Source organism: Mixta intestinalis, from assembly GCF_009914055.1.
Classification (GTDB): Bacteria; Pseudomonadota; Gammaproteobacteria; order Enterobacterales; family Enterobacteriaceae; genus Mixta; species Mixta intestinalis.
Map to the genome: position 1 here is coordinate 4,603,873 of NZ_CP028271.1, position 17,232 is coordinate 4,621,104.

9 protein-coding genes and 1 pseudogene are annotated in these 17,232 nt (G+C 54.4%); all 10 read left to right on the plus strand.

Features of this window, described 5'->3' with window-relative positions; translation table 11 throughout:
- Window position 1 precedes the first annotated feature (1 nt).
- The 10 genes and pseudogenes from tssF (at window position 2) to C7M51_RS21400 (ending at window position 17,154) form a co-directional block, all read left to right on the plus strand.
- Window positions 2-1,879 (plus strand): type VI secretion system baseplate subunit TssF, encoded by a 1,878-nt coding sequence (gene tssF, locus C7M51_RS21355; protein ID WP_160623461.1) that lies wholly within the window; start codon window positions 2-4, stop codon window positions 1,877-1,879.
- Window positions 1,876-2,910, plus strand: a complete 1,035-nt coding sequence (gene tssG, locus C7M51_RS21360) for a type VI secretion system baseplate subunit TssG (protein ID WP_160623462.1) — start codon at window positions 1,876-1,878, stop codon at window positions 2,908-2,910. The genes tssF and tssG overlap by 4 nt, the downstream gene beginning before the upstream one ends.
- A gap of 435 nt (window positions 2,911-3,345) precedes the next feature.
- Window positions 3,346-5,958 carry a type VI secretion system ATPase TssH gene (gene tssH, locus C7M51_RS21365; protein ID WP_160623463.1) on the plus strand — a complete coding sequence of 871 codons (2,613 nt, stop codon included), beginning with the start codon at window positions 3,346-3,348 and terminating at the stop codon, window positions 5,956-5,958.
- A gap of 27 nt (window positions 5,959-5,985) precedes the next feature.
- Window positions 5,986-7,422: a serine/threonine protein kinase gene (locus tag C7M51_RS21370; protein ID WP_160623464.1), complete on the plus strand. Its 1,437-nt coding sequence runs from the start codon at window positions 5,986-5,988 to the stop codon at window positions 7,420-7,422.
- A 326-nt stretch (window positions 7,423-7,748) separates the two neighbouring features.
- Window positions 7,749-10,346 (plus strand): type VI secretion system Vgr family protein, encoded by a 2,598-nt coding sequence (locus C7M51_RS21375; protein ID WP_160623465.1) that lies wholly within the window; start codon window positions 7,749-7,751, stop codon window positions 10,344-10,346.
- Between the two features lie 5 nt (window positions 10,347-10,351).
- Window positions 10,352-11,098 carry a hypothetical protein gene (locus C7M51_RS21380; RefSeq protein WP_160623466.1) on the plus strand — a complete coding sequence of 249 codons (747 nt, stop codon included), beginning with the start codon at window positions 10,352-10,354 and terminating at the stop codon, window positions 11,096-11,098.
- A 163-nt stretch (window positions 11,099-11,261) separates the two neighbouring features.
- Window positions 11,262-11,690 (plus strand): hypothetical protein, encoded by a 429-nt coding sequence (locus C7M51_RS21385; protein ID WP_160623467.1) that lies wholly within the window; start codon window positions 11,262-11,264, stop codon window positions 11,688-11,690.
- Between the two features lie 155 nt (window positions 11,691-11,845).
- Window positions 11,846-12,286 (plus strand): DcrB-related protein, encoded by a 441-nt coding sequence (locus C7M51_RS21390; protein ID WP_160623468.1) that lies wholly within the window; start codon window positions 11,846-11,848, stop codon window positions 12,284-12,286.
- A 3-nt stretch (window positions 12,287-12,289) separates the two neighbouring features.
- Window positions 12,290-16,591, plus strand: a pseudogene (locus C7M51_RS21395) (RHS repeat-associated core domain-containing protein).
- Window positions 16,588-17,154, plus strand: a complete 567-nt coding sequence (locus C7M51_RS21400; protein WP_160623469.1) for a hypothetical protein — start codon at window positions 16,588-16,590, stop codon at window positions 17,152-17,154. The pseudogene C7M51_RS21395 and the gene C7M51_RS21400 overlap by 4 nt, the downstream one beginning before the upstream one ends.
- The last annotated feature ends 78 nt before the right edge of the window (window positions 17,155-17,232 follow it).

Consider the following 17,232-nt stretch of genomic DNA (forward strand, 5'->3'; position numbering starts at 1 on the left):
CATGGAAAGTAAACTGCTCGAATACTACAACCGCGAACTGGCGTATCTGCGAGAGCTGGGAGCGGAATTTGCAGAGCGCTACCCAAAAGTGGCCGGGCGTCTTGGCATGCAGGGCATTGAGGTAACCGATCCGTACGTTGAACGTATGATGGAGGGCTTTGCCTTTCTTACCTCACGCGTTCAGCTAAAAATGGATGCCGAGTTTCCGCGTTTTTCTCAGCGTTTACTGGAGATGATCGCACCCGGTTATCTGGCACCTACGCCATCGATGGCGATTGCTGAGCTGCATCCTGACAGCAGTAAAGGGGATATCAATCGCGGTTTTCGCGTGGCGCGTGGCACCATGCTGGATAGCCAGCTGCTGAAGAAAAACGGCGTGGTTTGTAGCTACGCGACGGCGCATGAGGTCACACTGCTGCCGCTGAATATTGCCCAGGTAGAGCTGGGCGGTGTACCGGCGGATATTCCGCTGGGGCAGATGGGGCTGAGCCAGCGCGGTGCGGTTAGCGCGCTGCGCATACGGCTGCGCTGTGAAAGTACCACCGCGCTCGATAACCTTGATTTCGATCGGCTGGTCTTTTTCCTCAGCGGCCCTGATATTGAGGCGCTTAAGCTGCTGGAGCTGATTATGCAGCATACCGTCGGCATTTTCTGTCAGACGGTGGGCAAATCGCCGCGCCGCCAGCTGTTGCATGATGATGCCCTGAGGCAGGAGGGCTTCGAGCCGGAGCAGGCGCTGCTGCCAAACGATTTGCGTAACTTTGACGGCTATCGTCTGCTGCATGAGTATTTCGCTTTCCCGGCGCGCTTCCAGTTTATCAGCATTGGTCAGCTGCGCCCGCTGCTGCGTCTGGTGGAAGAGGGCGATCGCGAGTTTGAAATCGTGCTGCTGCTGGATAAAGCCGATGCCGCGCTGGAGCGCGTGGTAGACAGCAGCCACCTGGCGCTGCACTGCACGCCGGTGATCAACCTGTTTCCACGCGTGGCGGAGCGCCAGAAGCTCAGCGAAAGCAATCATGAATATCATCTGGTGGTCGATAATATTCGTCCGCTCGACTATGAAGTTTACTCGGTGCAAAAACTGTATGGTTCTGGCGAAGGGCAGCGCGAAGAGCAGGTCTTCCGCCCGTTCTGGAGCACCTACAGCCATGACAGCGGCGATTACGGCGCTTACTTCTCTCTGCGGCGCGAGCAGCGCACGCTGTCGGAACATGCGCAGCGCTACGGCGCACGTACCGGCTATATCGGCTCCGAGGTTTTTCTGTCGCTGGTGGATGAACTGCATTCGCCCTGGCATGAGGAGCTGCGCTATATCACGGCGGAAGTGCTCTGTACCAGCCGCGATCTACCGCTGATGCTGCTTCAGCAGGATCGTCATGGCTTTAAACTGCCCGATTCGGTGCCCGCCTCCGGCTTGACGATGCGTAAAGGGCCGACGCCGCCGCGTCCGGCGCTGGCGGAAGGGCTGACGACCTGGCGCTTAATCAGCCATCTACAGATGAATTACCTCAGCCTGATGGACAGCGATGATGGCGAAGGGGCCGCCGCGCTGCGTCAGATGCTGGGGCTGTATGCCAACCTGGCGGAAGCCTCTATTGCGCGACAGATTGACGGGATTCGGCACTGCCAGCTCCGTCCGGTGCATCGTCGCGTGCCGGAACCCGGTCCGATTGTTTTTGCGCGTGGCATCGGCATCGAGCTACAGGTTGACGAGCAGGCTTTTTCTGGCAGCAGCCCGTGGCTGTTCGGCAGCGTACTGGAGCGGCTCTTTTCGCGGCTGGTTGCCATCAACAGCTTTACCGAAATGACGCTGACCAGCCAGCAACGCGGCGAGGTCGGATACTGGCCGCCGCGCATGGGTAAAAGGGCGTTGATATGAGTCAGGCTAACGAACGGGTGCGAATTTTACAGCGCCTGCCGGATGGCTTTTGGGACGGGCTGATACAGACCCCCTGGCGCTACGATCTCTTTCAGCTGCTGCGGCGTATTGATGCTCAGGGTGGCGAAAAATATCCGCTGGGACGCGCACCGCAGCCGCGCCATGAGCCGCTGCGTATCGGCCAGACGCCTTCTCTGGCCTTCGCGCCGTCTACGCTTTCGGCGGTTAGCGCACGGGAAGGTAGCCCGCTGCACGATGTATCGATTCTGAGTTTCGGTCTGTTTGGCCCGAACGGTCCGCTGCCGATCCATATGACCGAGTACGCGCGCGAGCGGGTGTATCACTATCAGGATTCCAGCCTGACGGCCTTCGCCGATCTGTTCCATCATCGGCTGACGCTGCTGTTTTATCGCGCCTGGGCCGATGCGCAGCCGACGGTATCGCTCGACCGCGCCGACGGGCAGCGTTTCGACCGTTACCTTGCTTGTCTGATCGGGATGGGACAGCCCGCCCAGCGAACCAAAGGCTGTCTGAGTGAACATGCCCGCCTGATGATGGCGGGCCACCTCAGCCGACACGGACGGGACGCAGAAGGGCTGGAGAAGGTGCTCCAGCACTATTTTGGCGTACCGGTGCGCATTGAGCAGAATGTCGCGCAGTGGCTGACGCTCGACGCGCGCGAGCGTGCACGTCTGGCTACCGGGCGTCAGATGCCGCGCCTCGGTGAAACCACCTTTCTTGGCATAGCGGTACGCGACGTGCAGCATAAGCTGCGTATCAATATTGGCCCGCTGTCGCTGGAACGTTACAACGCGTTTCTGCCCGGCGAGCGACATGCCAAAGCGCTGCGTGACTGGGTGCGTCAGTATCTGGGCGTGGAATATGTCTGGGAAGCACGTTTGGTGCTGGCAAGCGCGGAGGTCAGCGGCGCTACGCTGGGCGGAGAGGCGCGCCTGGGGTACAGTAGCTGGATCGGTTATCAGCCGACGCCGCAGCCGCGTGGCGATCTGGTGTTTAATCCCGAAAATTAGCAGAAAAAATACTATTTATACGCGTAAGGATGATATCGCCAGATTAATGATGTTAAATATTATCCGGGAAAATAAGCGGCCAATTGCGTAACGCCCTCTAATTTCATAACCGCTTTGAACTATACTTTTTCATTTTTAATAATAACCATTTTAATAATAATTAAATTAGATAATTTGCATCCTGATGTTGTCGGTAAAGTTATTGTTTTTTTATTTTTATGCCGGATGCAATCTGTTGATTTATTTTCAACCGGGCGTAGATCGACGGTGGTTTTTAAATTCAGGGCCGCCGGACAGTTCGCGTTTATATGTTGATGTTTATGCTGTTACTGTTTGCCTTTTAAAAATTAAATAAAGTTAAAGACAGAAACTTTAACTACGCAGCATTTCGCTTATTTAAGGAATTCCATACAATTAATTTTCTCAGAGGACATTATGTCAGAAATAAGCCGCGCCGTATTATTCGGCAAACTAAACCCATTACTTTTTGCTTCGCTGGAGAGCGCGACGGCTTTTTGTAAGCTGCGTGGTAACCCTTATGTGGAACTGGTTCACTGGCTGCATCAGCTTATGCAGCATCAGGACGGTGATTTACAGCAGCTGATTCGTCACTATTCACTGGATGAAGATACGCTGACGCGCGATATTGTTGCCGCGCTCGATCGTCTGCCGCGTGGTGCCAGCGCGGTTTCCGATCTTTCCGAACATATCGATAACGCGGTAGAACGCGCCTGGGTTTATGGATCGCTGAAGTTTGGCGTAACGCAGATTCGCGGCGGTCATCTACTGATCGGCATCCTGAAAACGTTCAACCTCGCTAACGTGCTGAAAAGTATTTCGTCGCAGTTTAGCCGTCTGAGCGCCGATCTGCTGGTTGAAGAGTTCGAAACGATTTTCGCCAACAGTAAAGAGGCGCAGCAGGCCGCCGCTCAGACGGAAAATCTGAACGCTGCGCCGCAGCAAAAGAGCACGCTGGCGCAGTATGCGCAGGATCTGACGGCGCGTGCGCGTGAAGGAAAAATCGATCCCGTTGCCGGACGTGATGAAGAAATCCGGCAAATGGTGGATATATTGATGCGCCGCCGTCAGAACAATCCGCTGTTAACCGGCGAGGCGGGCGTGGGTAAAACCGCAGTGGTGGAGGGGCTGGCGCTGCGCATTGCCGCAGGCGAGGTGCCGCCACCGTTGCAGGATGTTCAGCTCTGGCTGCTTGATATCGGCATGTTGCAGGCGGGAGCCGGCATGAAAGGCGAATTTGAGGCGCGTTTGCAGGCGCTGATCAACGAAGTGCAGTCGAGCCCGACGCCCATCGTGCTGTTTATTGATGAAATTCATACGCTGGTTGGCGCGGGCGGTCAGCAAGGCACCGGCGACGCCGCCAACCTGCTGAAACCGGCGCTGGCGCGTGGTCAGCTGCGTACCATTGGGGCCACCACCTGGGCGGAGTATAAAAAGTATATCGAGAAAGATCCGGCGCTGACCCGTCGTTTCCAGACGGTACAGGTGCACGAGCCGGATGAAGAAAAAGCATTGCTGATGCTGCGCAGCACCGTCAGCACGCTGGAAAGTCATCACCGCGTGCTGCTGCTGGATGAGGCGGTTAGCGCGGCGGTTAAACTCTCCCATCGTTATATTCCGGCACGCCAGCTGCCCGATAAGGCGGTGGCGCTGCTGGATACCGCCTGCGCCCGCGTAGCCGTCAGCCAGGGCGCGCAGCCGCCGCAGCTGGAGGATTGTCTTCATCGCATTGCCGCGCTGGAAATTGAGCGCGAAATTGCCGGTCGTGAGGCGAAGCTGACCGCTGGCGAGAGTGAACGCCTTGCTCAGCTGGATGCACAATTGGCGCAGCTTGCCGTCGAGCGTGAGGCGCTGGAGGCGCGCTGGGTGCAGGAACGCGAACTGGTTGATGCCATTATCGACCTGCGCGCTCAGCTGTATGCCGGAGAGGAGGCGGATCTGGCGGCGTTGCAGCAGGCGCTGGCAGAAAAGCAACAGATGCTGCACGAGCTACAGGGCGATATGCCGCTGCTGTTTGCCGCCGTGGACAGCAATGTGGTGGCGGCGGTAGTTTCAGACTGGACCGGCATTCCGCTGGGCCGCATGGTGAAAAATGAGATTGATGCGGTGCTGAAGCTGGCTGATACGTTAAACGAGCGCGTTATCGGCCAGCGGCACGGCCTGGATCTGATTGCGAAGCGGGTACGGACCTCACGTGCGCGGCTCGACGATCCCAATAAGCCGGTCGGTGTCTTTATGCTGTGCGGTCCTTCCGGGATCGGTAAAACCGAAACCGCGCTGGCGCTGGCCGAGTCGCTCTACGGCGGCGAGCAGAATATTATCACCATCAATATGAGTGAGTTCCAGGAGGCACATACTGTTTCCACGCTGAAAGGCGCACCTCCAGGCTATGTCGGCTACGGCGAAGGAGGGGTATTGACCGAAGCGGTACGCCGTCGTCCCTACAGCGTGGTGCTGCTGGATGAAATTGAGAAAGCGCATCCGGACGTGCATGAGATTTTCTTCCAGGTGTTTGATAAAGGCTGGATGGAGGATGGCGAAGGACGCCGTATCGATTTCCGCAATACCATTATTATCCTGACCTCAAACGTTGGGACACAGTTAATTAGCGCAATGTGCGCCGATCCTGAGCTGCTGCCGGAACCGGACGCGCTGGCTACCGCGCTGCGCGGGCCGCTGCTGGAAGTGTTCCCGCCTGCCCTGCTTGGGCGTCTGCTGGTGGTGCCGTATTACCCGTTAAGCGATGCGATGCTGGCTGAAATTGTTCGCCTGCAGCTCAAGCGCATCCAGCGTCGGCTTGAAGAAAATCACGGTATCGTGTCGCAAATCGATGACAGCGTGATTAGCCAGGTTGTGCAGCGTTGTACCGAAGTCGAATCGGGCGGACGTATGGTTGATGCCATCCTGACCAATACCCTGCTGCCGCAAATGAGTCAGATGCTGCTTACGGCCAGCGCTCGCGATCAGCGTTATCGTCACCTGCGTGTCAGCTTTGACCAGGGTGAGTTTCAGTGTCAGTTCGAGGCGTAAGCTTTAGCAATCAGAGAGTTGTCTATTATGTCGGAACACGATAACAACCGGACGGTGCCCAACGCATTGCCGCCTGGATACCGTTTTAATGAATTTGAAATTAAAGATGTTATTGGCGGCGGTGGTTTTGGCATCGTTTATCGCGCCTGGGATCATCAGCTTGAACGCACCATCGCCATTAAAGAGTTTATGCCTGCGTCACTGGCAGTACGCGGTGCCGATCTGAATCTGGTGCTGCGCAGCGAGCGCTTTAGCAAGACGTTTCATGCCGGACTTAATAGCTTTATTCAGGAGGCGCGCCTGCTGGCGCGTTTTAATCATCCAAATTTGCTGCACGTCCTGCGTTTCTGGGTGCAAAACGATACCGCCTACATGGGAACGGTGTTTTACAGCGGCACCACGCTGTCACGCCTTGCCGCCGCGCGTCCTGACCTGATTAATGAGGCCTGGATTCGTCGCCTGCTGCCGCCGCTGTTTGGCGCGATTAATACCATCCACCGGGAAGGATATCTGCATCGTGATATCTCGCTGGATAATATCCAGCTTCAGGATAACTGGGTGCCGGTGCTGCTTGATTTTGGTTCGGCGCGTCAGACGATTGGTAACCTCTCTGATGAGTCGGAAACCATGCTGCGCCCCGGTTTTGCGCCGATCGAGCAGTACAGCGACAATAACGAAAGCGAGCAGGGGCCCTGGACCGATATCTATGCGCTGGGCGCGGTGCTGCATACGCTGATCGTTGGCTCGCCGCCGCCGGTGAGCGTAGTGCGCAGTATTGAGGACAATTACAGGCCGCTGTCGGAGCTGCGTCCGGCGGGATTCTCGTTGCCGCTATTGCACGCTATCGACAAGGCGCTGGCGCTGAATCCGGTCGATCGTCCGCAGTCGATAGATGCATTCGCCGCGCTGATGGAGCTGTCGGCTGCTGAGCTGAACGATATCCTGAACGCCGAGAGCGAAAAACCGGGCACCATGCTGGTGGCGGTTGAGCCGGAGGAGAGCGCAACGACGGTTACCGCGCTGCTGAAGCGCTATATGTGGCCGGGGCTGGCTGCCGCTGGCGTGGTGCTGGGCATCATTGTCGGCGTATTGCTCGGCAGCGGCAGCGATGCGCCGCCCGTTGCTACGACGTCCGGACCACCGATCACCGATCAGACGCTGGCGACCGTCGTTCCGCCAGTACAGGCGGCGGAGATCAATGTAACGCCACCGAAACCCCCGGCACCACAAAGAACCGCACCGGCACCGGAACCTGTTGCGCAGATCTATATCAAGCTTCAGCACGGAGAGGATGTCGCGCTCAATGGCAGCCCGCAGGTGCTGGAACCCGCGCCAAATGGCTTTGCATCACTTCAGCTGCCGCCGGGAGAATATGATTTTGCTATCAGCAATAATGGACAGATTCGCCAGCAAAAAATCAGGATTGAGCGGAAAGGAGTATGGCTGATTAATCCTCAGGGCTAAAAAATATAACGAGGGCCGCAGCGACACAGCGGTGCGTTATAGGTATGACCGGCGTTATTCATCTTTCGCGTCAGGCACTCAAAGAGTTAATTGCTACGGATCGGTCTGCACTATTATCGCCGCATATGAATACGCTACGGCGGCTTTCGCAGTGCTGGCTTACATTCTCTGTGATGGTAAGCGCTTGTTAAATTAATACATCTTCATTTTTTTCCTGCTCAGGCCCCGATCACTCTGGGCCTGCTTAATCTTGTAAAAGATCATTCTGTCTCCTGCGAGCCTTTTCGATACTTCCGGCAAGGCTCTGCTGCCAATGGAATCCGCTTATGTTTAATCGTATTACCGCCACGCTGCCTGTGGAAGGACTACTTTTCTGGAAGCTGAAAGGCAGCGAAGCCTTATCGCAGCCCTTCTCCCTGAACGTCACCCTGCTTGGCAGCGATGCACGCGTTGAGCGCCACGCGCTGCTGGGCCAGCCGCTGGCGCTTGCCATCCCCACCGGCCTGCTGCTTTCCGGCGGCGTGCGCTACCTTAACGGCAAAATTACCCGCGTGGCGGTGCACAGTGAGGAGCTGGGCGGTACGCGTTATGCCGTCTATGAACTGTCCATCGAGCCGGACCTGTGGCCAATGAAACGTGATAAAAACTCGCGCATCTTCCAGGAGCAGACGGCGGTACAGATTATCCAACAACTGCTGGCGGAATATAACGTACAGGTGGAAGACCGGCTTACCGGCAGCTACCGCGTATGGGAATACTGCGTGCAGTATCAGGAGAGCAGCTTCGACTTTATCAGCCGCCTGATGGAGCTGGAGGGGATTTATTACTGGTTCCGTCACGAGGCGGATCGGCACATCATGGTGCTGTCGGACGCGCCGGAGGCACATGAACCTTTCCCCGGCTATGAAAGCATTGCTTATCACCTGACCGGTAGCGGCGGGGTCACCGGCGAACAGGGCGTCAGCCACTGGGCGCTGGAGGACCGGGTGACGCCGGGGCTGTACAGCATCGATGACTATGATTTCCGCAAGCCGCATGCGTGGCTGCTACAGGCGCGGCAGAACCCGGCGGCACCGCAGCCGGGGCAGACCGAGGTGTTTGAGTGGCCGGGGCGCTTCGTGGAGCACGCGCAGGGTGAGAAGTACGTGCGGGTGCGCCAGGAGGAATGGCAGGCGGCGCACCGGCAGATAAGCGGAAAGGGCACGGCGCTGGGTATCGCGCCGGGGTACACCTTCACGCTGCGCAACGCCCCGCATATCGGCGACAACGGACAATATCTGACGCTGAGCGCGGACTACCGGCTGGAGGAGAACCGCTACGCCAGCGGTGGAGAAGGCAACACGGTGCATGAAATAACGTTTCGGGTGTTGCCGGCAGAGGTGGTGTTCCGCCCGGAACCGGTAACGGAGTGGCCGAAAACGCACGGGCCGCAGACGGCGCGGGTGGTGGGGCCGAAAGGCGAATCCATCCATACCGACCGCTACGGGCGCATCAAGGTAAAGTTCCACTGGGACCGGCTGGCGAAGGGTGACGAAACCAGTTCGTGCTGGGTGCGGGTATCGAGCGCGTGGGCAGGCCAGGGCTACGGCGGGGTACAGATACCACGCGTGAACGATGAGGTGGTGATCGATTTCATCAACGGCGATCCGGATCGCCCGATAGTCACAGGGCGGGTATACAACGAGGGCAGCATGCCGCCGTGGTCGCTGCCGGGCGCGGCGACGCAGATGGGCTTTCTGAGCCGGTCGAAAGATGGCACGCCGGCCAATGCCAACGCGCTGCGCTTTGAGGACAAGGCGGGTGCGGAGCAGGTGTGGTTACAGGCGGAACGCAACATGGATGTGAATGTGAAGAACGATGCTTCATGCAGCATCGGCAGCCATCACAGCCACTATGTGCGTAAAAACGAACTGCATCGGGTAGAAGCCGGACGGCTTCAGGCGGTAAAAGGCGGTTATGAGATCCTGACGGGTAAAGGAAAATCAGATGCGGTAGTCGAACCTTACGTTCTGGCTTCCGGCACGCAGCTGCGGCTGATATGCGGGGAGAGCGCTCTTGAGCTGAATGCCAACGGACAGATTAATATCGTCGGTAAAGGTTTTAATCTGTTTGTCGAAGGCGATGGTCATATCACTACCAGCGGCGGCAAGCTGAATCTAAATAGCGCAGGCAGCAGCGCTGGCACCACCGCGCCGGGATCAAGTCATAAAAATGATATTCAACAGGCGGTGAAGGCACAGTTTGCGCCGGAAAAGAAGGATAAAGACGTTGCTTTAAAGAAAGCATCTTCTTCTGATGCACCTTCACCTTCACCTTCACCTTCACCTTCACCTTCAACAAAAGCTGAAAAAACAGCGTCAAAATCGGAAAGAATTGACGACCGCGTGGTACGTTCCGTTATGGCTTCCGAAGGCGCCACGGGTGAGCAGGGAGGACGTCCTGAATTATATGGTTTCAGGAAAGGGAATGGTAAAAATTATGACAATATACTTGCGGCAAGAAATAAATACGGTATTGGTAGCCAGCAAGAGTTTAATGCAGTATCCGATGCTCTGTCACAGTCGGCAAAAAATGCCGGGGCGCTTAATTTCACCGATCCGGGTAAGCAAGCTGCTATCACATCGTTAGCACACATGAGGGGAAGTGGTGGTGCTCAGGCGGTATTAAATTCAATGGTTACCGGCGATATTATTAAATCTGATACACTAAAATTATCGGTGATAGAAAAGCTGGAGACGATGTCTCCTGAAGAATTTCAAAAAAATTTAGTTAAAGCCAGAGTCGCATACGATAAGAAAATATACGGAAATACTATAACTACTCAGGGAGGTAAACGGTATAATTGGTGGGGAAGGTATGGTAACGGCTTGCAGAAAAGATATGTGCGTGAAGCTAGTGAATTTTTAAAACTATCACAAGAGTAATTGATATGAAAAAGAAATTATTTGCTTTTATAACCGTACTTGCATTGCTCCCATGCACACTATTGGCAAAGGACCTCGATCTCAGTCGTTATGATGATCCACATGGTGTCTCTCAGGTTTTTGATGATGTATCAATTACTTCTGCGCTTAAGCAGGTCACCGGAAGCGATTATGATACATTCGTTGGGAACTTTGATGTGATTGGTGAGCGCCAAAAAATATCAGATGGCGGGATATTAATTGAGGGGTGGCTAAGGGATTTGCAGCTGGAAAACTCTTCTGCATTTGTTATTTATCCAGATGGAAGGCTTTATGCAGCATGGGTTGTTCCTGAATCTGATGTCATTCACTACAAAACTAATGTACAGGGTGAAAAAAACATTCAGTCTGATATTTTAAACTGGAGTAAAAAATTTGCTAATATGAAGTTTAATATATCGCAGGGTGCAGGGAATAAAACCAGAGTGGAATTTTTTGATACGGATAAGTTTAGCATCAAACTGATTACGGAATGTGATGATAAAGAATGTAATAACGCAACTTATATCGGAAAGCGTAAAAATGATGGCGCTGCATTAACGTTAAAAGGTAAGGTTATACGTACATCCTGTGATAAAAGTGAATGCCCTGTAATTGCATTTACTTTCAATAATGGAAAGGTCCGTTATATGATTAGTAAAATAGATGATAGCCTGATGGTGATAGACGATACCAAAGTAATAGTGAATGAGAAAGGGATTTGGTCTAATTGATAAAAGTTTATCTATCAAAGTTATTTTTTTCTGTTTTTTAAGTTTCTATTGCTTTTAATCACAGCAGTAGAGCATTGGGGGAATTATGTATGTAAGTAATAAATTTTCTTATTTTAGTGCTGTTTTTTTATTTCTGGCAATAGAATGTGAAGCGGATACGAAAGTGCCAACGCTATGGAACTTTATTAACGATATCAGCGCATCGGTTAAACAGATGACCGTTAATAATGTCATGCAAAGCCCCCTGGAATTTAAGCTGGTAAAAGAGAACCCTTCTGTTAATTTTTATCAGGCTAACGCGCTTAACCTGAACGACAGAGAAAAAATCGAGAGTTTCGATCTGCGTTTAAGCAAGGAACCTGAAGGAACGAAACCCTTTCTGAGTTTTTCATGGCAGGGAAAGTGCGTTTCTCTTGGCGACATTAAACAACATTATCCGCAGCTTACCTTAACCGGCGTGCCGCGTGGGCGCTCTGAAAACGAGATGACCAGCTATACCACGCCAGCGGATAAAGACAGACAAACTATCACGTTTAGTTTTAAAGCAGGCAAGCCTGATTGCCTGAGCCGGGTGGTTATTCGCGGAAGGTGACCGGCTTTATCATCTATTAGCGCTGCGCGTAAGAATGCCCTCTTTCACTATCTGTCCGGTCAGCTATAAACCTAATATTGGATTAAACGACAGTGGCAATGAATTACTTTCCACCGCTGCTGTATTCGCCCATAGGTTATTAAAAAGGATTTTTCATGAAATATCTTCTTCCTGAAGGCTCTTTAACTTTATTTCCTGCGGAATGGCAGGATGCCAGTATGAATATTCTGCGCGATGAGGAGAGCGGCCTTTCACTGGTTATTAGCCGTGGCCCTGTTCCTGAAGAGAGCGATTTCGAAGAAGAATTTCATCGCCAATGGGAAACGTTGCGTACGCAAACAGGAGAAATTAATCAAAGCAGCTTTACTCGCGTCAGCGTTGGGCCGGAGCGCGCAATACGAGGGGTAGAAGTGGAAACCAACTTTAACCGCAACGGACAGGCGCTGTGGCAAAAGCAGCTGGCGGTGCAGATACCGTATCAACCCGTGCTGATGGTTATTACGTTCTCGGCTATGCGCCCTTTCAGGGAAGAAGACGATCGGCGCTGGGAAAGTATTAAGCAGAGCCTGACGCTAAATAACCAGCGAAATGGGTGAAATATGAGCGACAGTAACGCAGCCCGCAAGACGGATGAGATCATCCACACCAGCGTTTTCGCTGATATTGTCAGCATTGTTGCAGAAGGGGCAGCCTATGCGGTAATCGGGGCGGCTGTTGGCGTGGCCGCTACGGCTGCGGCACCTTTTCTCGGTGCAGGTATGGCCGCTGCGGGAGTGGCAGCGATAGGCTCAAGCTGCGTCCTGAGCGGTATCGTTGGTGGCGTGTTAGCTAACGCTGCCGGTATTACCGATGATATCTCGGCTGTTGCTGAAGGTATTGGTAATTTCCTTTTTCCGCCTTCACCAGCCGGTATTATCGCTACCGGTGCCAGCGATGTGCTGATTAATCTGTTACCTGCGGCGCGTGCTGCGGGCATGTTGACGCCAGCCGATACGCCACCACCGGTAAAGCAGCCTCCCGGCAGCTTTGCGGACTATGGCGGCATATTACTTTCAATGGCAAAGCAGTTTGGCAGCGAGATGTGGCAACCCACCATCGCCACGGCGGCGGAAGGCACTTCGCCGCTGGAAGAGGATGTTGTCGCCTGCCGTAAGCATGGTCCGCCGCAATACCTGGCGGAAGGCTCGGACAGTGTATTTATTAACGGGCAGCCAGCGGCGCGGGCAAAAGATCGTACTACCTGCGGCGCGACTATTTCGGACTCTGTCTCACCTGACGTGATTATTGGTGGAAAGACGCTAACCGTTCGGGATATTAAAAGCGGCAAGCTGGCAGGTCTTGCGGTGGCAATGATTGCGTTATCACTGGTGCGTGGACGCCCCGGTAAGATCCTGAAGAATATGCCCTGTGCGCTGGCGGCGGCAGGCGGCGGTATGCTGGCCGATATGGCGATAAACGCTGTTTTTGCCGCTTTCCGTCCGGTTCATGCCGCCACTGGCGTTAAGGTGTTAAACGATGATGACGAGCTGGATTTCTCCCTGCCCGGCTGTTTTCCGCTGCGCTGGCAGCGTAGCTATAACAGCCTGACTACGCGTGTCGGCCTGTTTGGTAAGGGATGGGCCACCGTTTTCGACAGTTGGCTGGCGCTGGACGGAGACGACGCGACGTGGTTCGATGACACGGGCCGCGAGCTCCGTTTTACGCTGCCGCCAATCAATCAAGTTTTTTTCAATATCAGCGAAGGCGTTATTGTGCGCCGCAATGAAAACGGTGACGTAGCTATTGCTGATGAGGAAGGCGCAACGTGGCGGCTGTTTAAGCCTACACGCGCTAATCCTGCGGTTCTGCGGCTGGCCTCGCTGAGCGATGAGTACGGCAACGGCCTGCAAACCGGCTGGGATGAGCTTGGGCGACTGGTGCGCATCCATGACGAGCCGCAGGCTATTGATATTAACCTTTCGTACGACGATGCGCGTTTTCCCGATCGCGTTACCGCTGCCACTCATTTTGATGGTAGCCAGCACTGGACGCTGATGAACTGGCGCTACGATGAGCGCGGTCAGCTGGCTTCTGCCACCGACGCTGCTGGCATCACCACCCGTGAATATCGCTATAACGATGATGGCCTGATGGTCTGGCATCGTCTGCCTGGTGGGCTGGAAAGCGAATATCGCTGGCAAAAATTTGACCACTGGCGCGTGGTGGAAAACCGTACCAGCAGCGGCGACGGCTGCCATATTGCCTATGACATTCCGGCGGGCCTGACCACCGTCACGCAGTATGATGGTCAGGTGCGCCAGCATTACTGGAACGCGCAGGGGCTGATTACCCGTTTCGTGGACGAACGTGGTGGAAGCTGGCGCTACGAGTGGGATGAGAATGAACAACTGACGCGGCGTACCGATCCACTCGGCAATTCCGTCAGCTTTATTTATGACGAAGCGGGCAACCGGATAGCGGAAACGGACGCGGACGGCAACAGGCAGACAACCCGCTGGCTGGAGCACCGTGCGCTGCCGGCAGCGGTAACCGGGCCGGACGGTGCGGCCACCCATTTTTATTATGATGAGCACCACGGCCTGGCACGGGTTGTTGATGCGCTGGGGCAGAGCAGGCTTTACCGCCGCGATGCCTGCGGGCTGGTGACGGAAGAAGTTGATGAAGCGGGTAACGTGCGTCGTTATGAATATAACGATGCGGGGCAGGTGATTCGCGAGACCGACTGTTCCGGACGCACCACGCGCTGGCGCTACCATCCGCTTGGCTGGCCTGAAGTGATGATAACGCCTGACGGCGAAGAGACGCGCTGGCGTTATGATGCCGCCGGGCGTCTGCTACAGGCTGAACGTGCGGAAGGCTGGCAGGAATCACTGAGCTGGAACCATCGTGGCCTGTTGCAGGTTTACGAAGCGGCTGACGGCAGACGCAGCGAGTTCAGCTATGACGACACGGGTTTTGTGGTGGGCATGCGCGATGCGGCAGGGGGCGAAATCCGCCGCAGCCGGGACAGCCGTGGCAGGCTGACGGCACTGCATAATGAAAACGGCGAGGCTTATCGCTTTCTCTGGGGCGCAGATTCGCTGCTGCTGGAGGAAACCGGTCTGGATGGCGTGGTTACCGCCTGTGACTATGACGCCTGCGGGCGCATCATCTCACGAACCTTCGCCGCCGGGCGGGCGGAAGCGATAACCCATACGTTTACCTGGAGCGCCGGCGGGCAGCTACTGACGCGCACCACGCCGGAGGGACAAACGCGCTGGCATTACGGGCCATCCGGGTTACCGGTGCGTGTCACGCAGCACGTGGCGCAGGGGGAAGGGCACCGGAGCCGGGAGGCGGAGCAGACGCTGGCGTTTGACTATGATGCGCTGGGGCGTCCCGTTGCGGAACGGGGCGAGAACGGCACGCTGGGCTGGCGTTACGATGCGACGGGTAACTGTACTGCCGTACATCTTCCGGACGGGCGCTGGCTGAAGCAGCATTATTACGGCAGCGGACATCTGCTGGGTATCGCGCTTGACGGCCTGACGATCAGTGAATTTACCCGTGATGAACTGCACCGGGAGGTGAGCCGTACTCAGGGAGCGCTGACCAGCCGGACGGCATGGGATCGTTTAGGGCGTATCCGGCAACGTGACGTTTTCAGCGGCCATGCGCAGCGTCCGGCCCCGCGCCGCTGGTCCTGCCGCCGGAGTTATGATCTGTGTGATAACCTGATACGCGAGGAGCATAACGACAATCCTTTCAGCAACCACAGCTGGCGCTACGATGGCGTCGGTCGCCTGCTGGAGCAGGACGGTACGCTGCCGGGGCGGGAGCAGTGGCGCTGGGATGCGGCGGGCAATCCGCTGGATGGCGGTCAGCATCAGCCGCAGCGGCATAACCGGGTGACGGAGCTGAACGGCATCCGCTGGAAATATGACGTGCACGGTCGTACCACGGAAAAGGAGAGCGCCGGGACGCGCTAGCTTTACCGCTGGGACGGGGAGCATCGCCTGACGGAGGTTATCAGCCAGCCGAAGAACCGTAACAGGCCGCAGACGGAGGTGAGCTTCCGCTACGACCCGCTGGGGCGGCGCGTCAGCAAAACGCGGCGGCAGACGCTGGGCGGGAAACCGTACGGTGGCACGGTGACAACGCGTTTCGTGTGGGATGGCCTGCGGCTGTTACAGGAAATTCATGATGAGGTGCCGCTGACCTATGTTTACAGCGACGCGGAGAGCTATGAGCCTCTGGCGCGCATCGACGGCATCATCGCGCCGGAGGTTTACTGGTTTCACTGCGCGGCGAACGGCACGCCGGAGCGACTGACGGATGCGGAAGGAGAGCTGCGCTGGGAAGGGCGAAACAGCGCGTGGGGCAGGCTGGAGTATGAAACGCCGCTGAGGGGGACGGGTTTTGCGCAGAACCTGCGGATGCAGGGGCAGTACCTTGACCGTGAGACGGGGCTGCATTATAACCTGTTCAGGTACTATGACCCGGACAGCGGGCGGTTCACGCAGCCGGACCCGATAGGGCTGGCGGGCGGATTGAATTTATATCAATACGCACCGAACCCTCTCACTTGGATTGATCCGTTAGGTCTTAAATGTCATGGTCACCATTCCGATCCTAAATTTATGGGCGGAAAGAAAAACCAGAAATTAACAATCCTTGATGAGGTTGATCATCGCCAGCTTCATAAGGATTTAAGCGCATTCTTGGTAAATAAAACAGGCGTCAATGCAAAAGGAGAAAAGGTTCACATGCGTCCTCAGCGTGGAAATAGTGGGGCTAAAATACAAGCCAACTTTACAAGGCAAGAAAGGTTAAAGGCTTTAGCTGAGTTCTATAAAGGGGCGGGTGCAAAGTATAAAAATGCGGTTGAGGATTTCTTTAAACAACATCCGGGGCTAAAATGATGAGTAAAAAATTAATTATTGGTTATGATTTGAGTGCTGTCGGAAATCATGCTTATTTCTTTGAAAATGCACCTGATAGTATATTTTGCAATAAATGTGGCTGTTGTATTGATGATGATTATTTGCCAAAGGATCTTAAGGTAGGAAACAGAACTGACATTGGAACTACTTATGATAGAAGATTTATTGTATCGTTGAGGTTTAAGGAATATATAGATGGACTTGGGCTAAATGTTGATTTTTTACCAGTGGATAAGAATAAAATTTTATTTTTAATGAGACCTAAAAATATAATTAGCTATGCCGCATACAAAAAAGGAAACTATTGCGACGAGTGTCATCAATATTTTGACCAGGTTATGCCTGATCCTACTTTTTATGATGAAACCGGTAGGGTACTAGAAAAAGGAATATTTTTTACATCAACTTCTTTTGGTAGCGGTAAAGAAAAATCGCCTTCAATTATATTGGGAGTAGAAACTGCAAAAATTATTAATAATGCAGTAAAAACTTATAAGTTCAGAGGTGCTGATATCAGTAAAATAACTATTAATGTTGACTGAGTAAAAGTTGGAAAGTAGATTACATATTCTTGGATTTTATCATTGATATCTGTTCAATCTACTAAGCAAGCACATTTT

Excerpts from the sequence above, each read along its gene's own strand:
- C7M51_RS21370 (WP_160623464.1), top strand. The coding sequence starts at position 5,986 with ATGTCGGAACACGATAACAACCGGACGGTGCCCAACGCATTGCCGCCT.
- tssF (WP_160623461.1), top strand. The coding sequence starts at position 2 with ATGGAAAGTAAACTGCTCGAATACTACAACCGCGAACTGGCGTATCTG.
- tssG (WP_160623462.1), top strand. The coding sequence starts at position 1,876 with ATGAGTCAGGCTAACGAACGGGTGCGAATTTTACAGCGCCTGCCGGAT.
- tssH (WP_160623463.1), top strand. The coding sequence starts at position 3,346 with ATGTCAGAAATAAGCCGCGCCGTATTATTCGGCAAACTAAACCCATTA.
- C7M51_RS21375 (WP_160623465.1), top strand. The coding sequence starts at position 7,749 with ATGTTTAATCGTATTACCGCCACGCTGCCTGTGGAAGGACTACTTTTC.
- C7M51_RS21380 (WP_160623466.1), top strand. The coding sequence starts at position 10,352 with ATGAAAAAGAAATTATTTGCTTTTATAACCGTACTTGCATTGCTCCCA.
- C7M51_RS21400 (WP_160623469.1), top strand. The coding sequence starts at position 16,588 with ATGATGAGTAAAAAATTAATTATTGGTTATGATTTGAGTGCTGTCGGA.
- C7M51_RS21390 (WP_160623468.1), top strand. The coding sequence starts at position 11,846 with ATGAAATATCTTCTTCCTGAAGGCTCTTTAACTTTATTTCCTGCGGAA.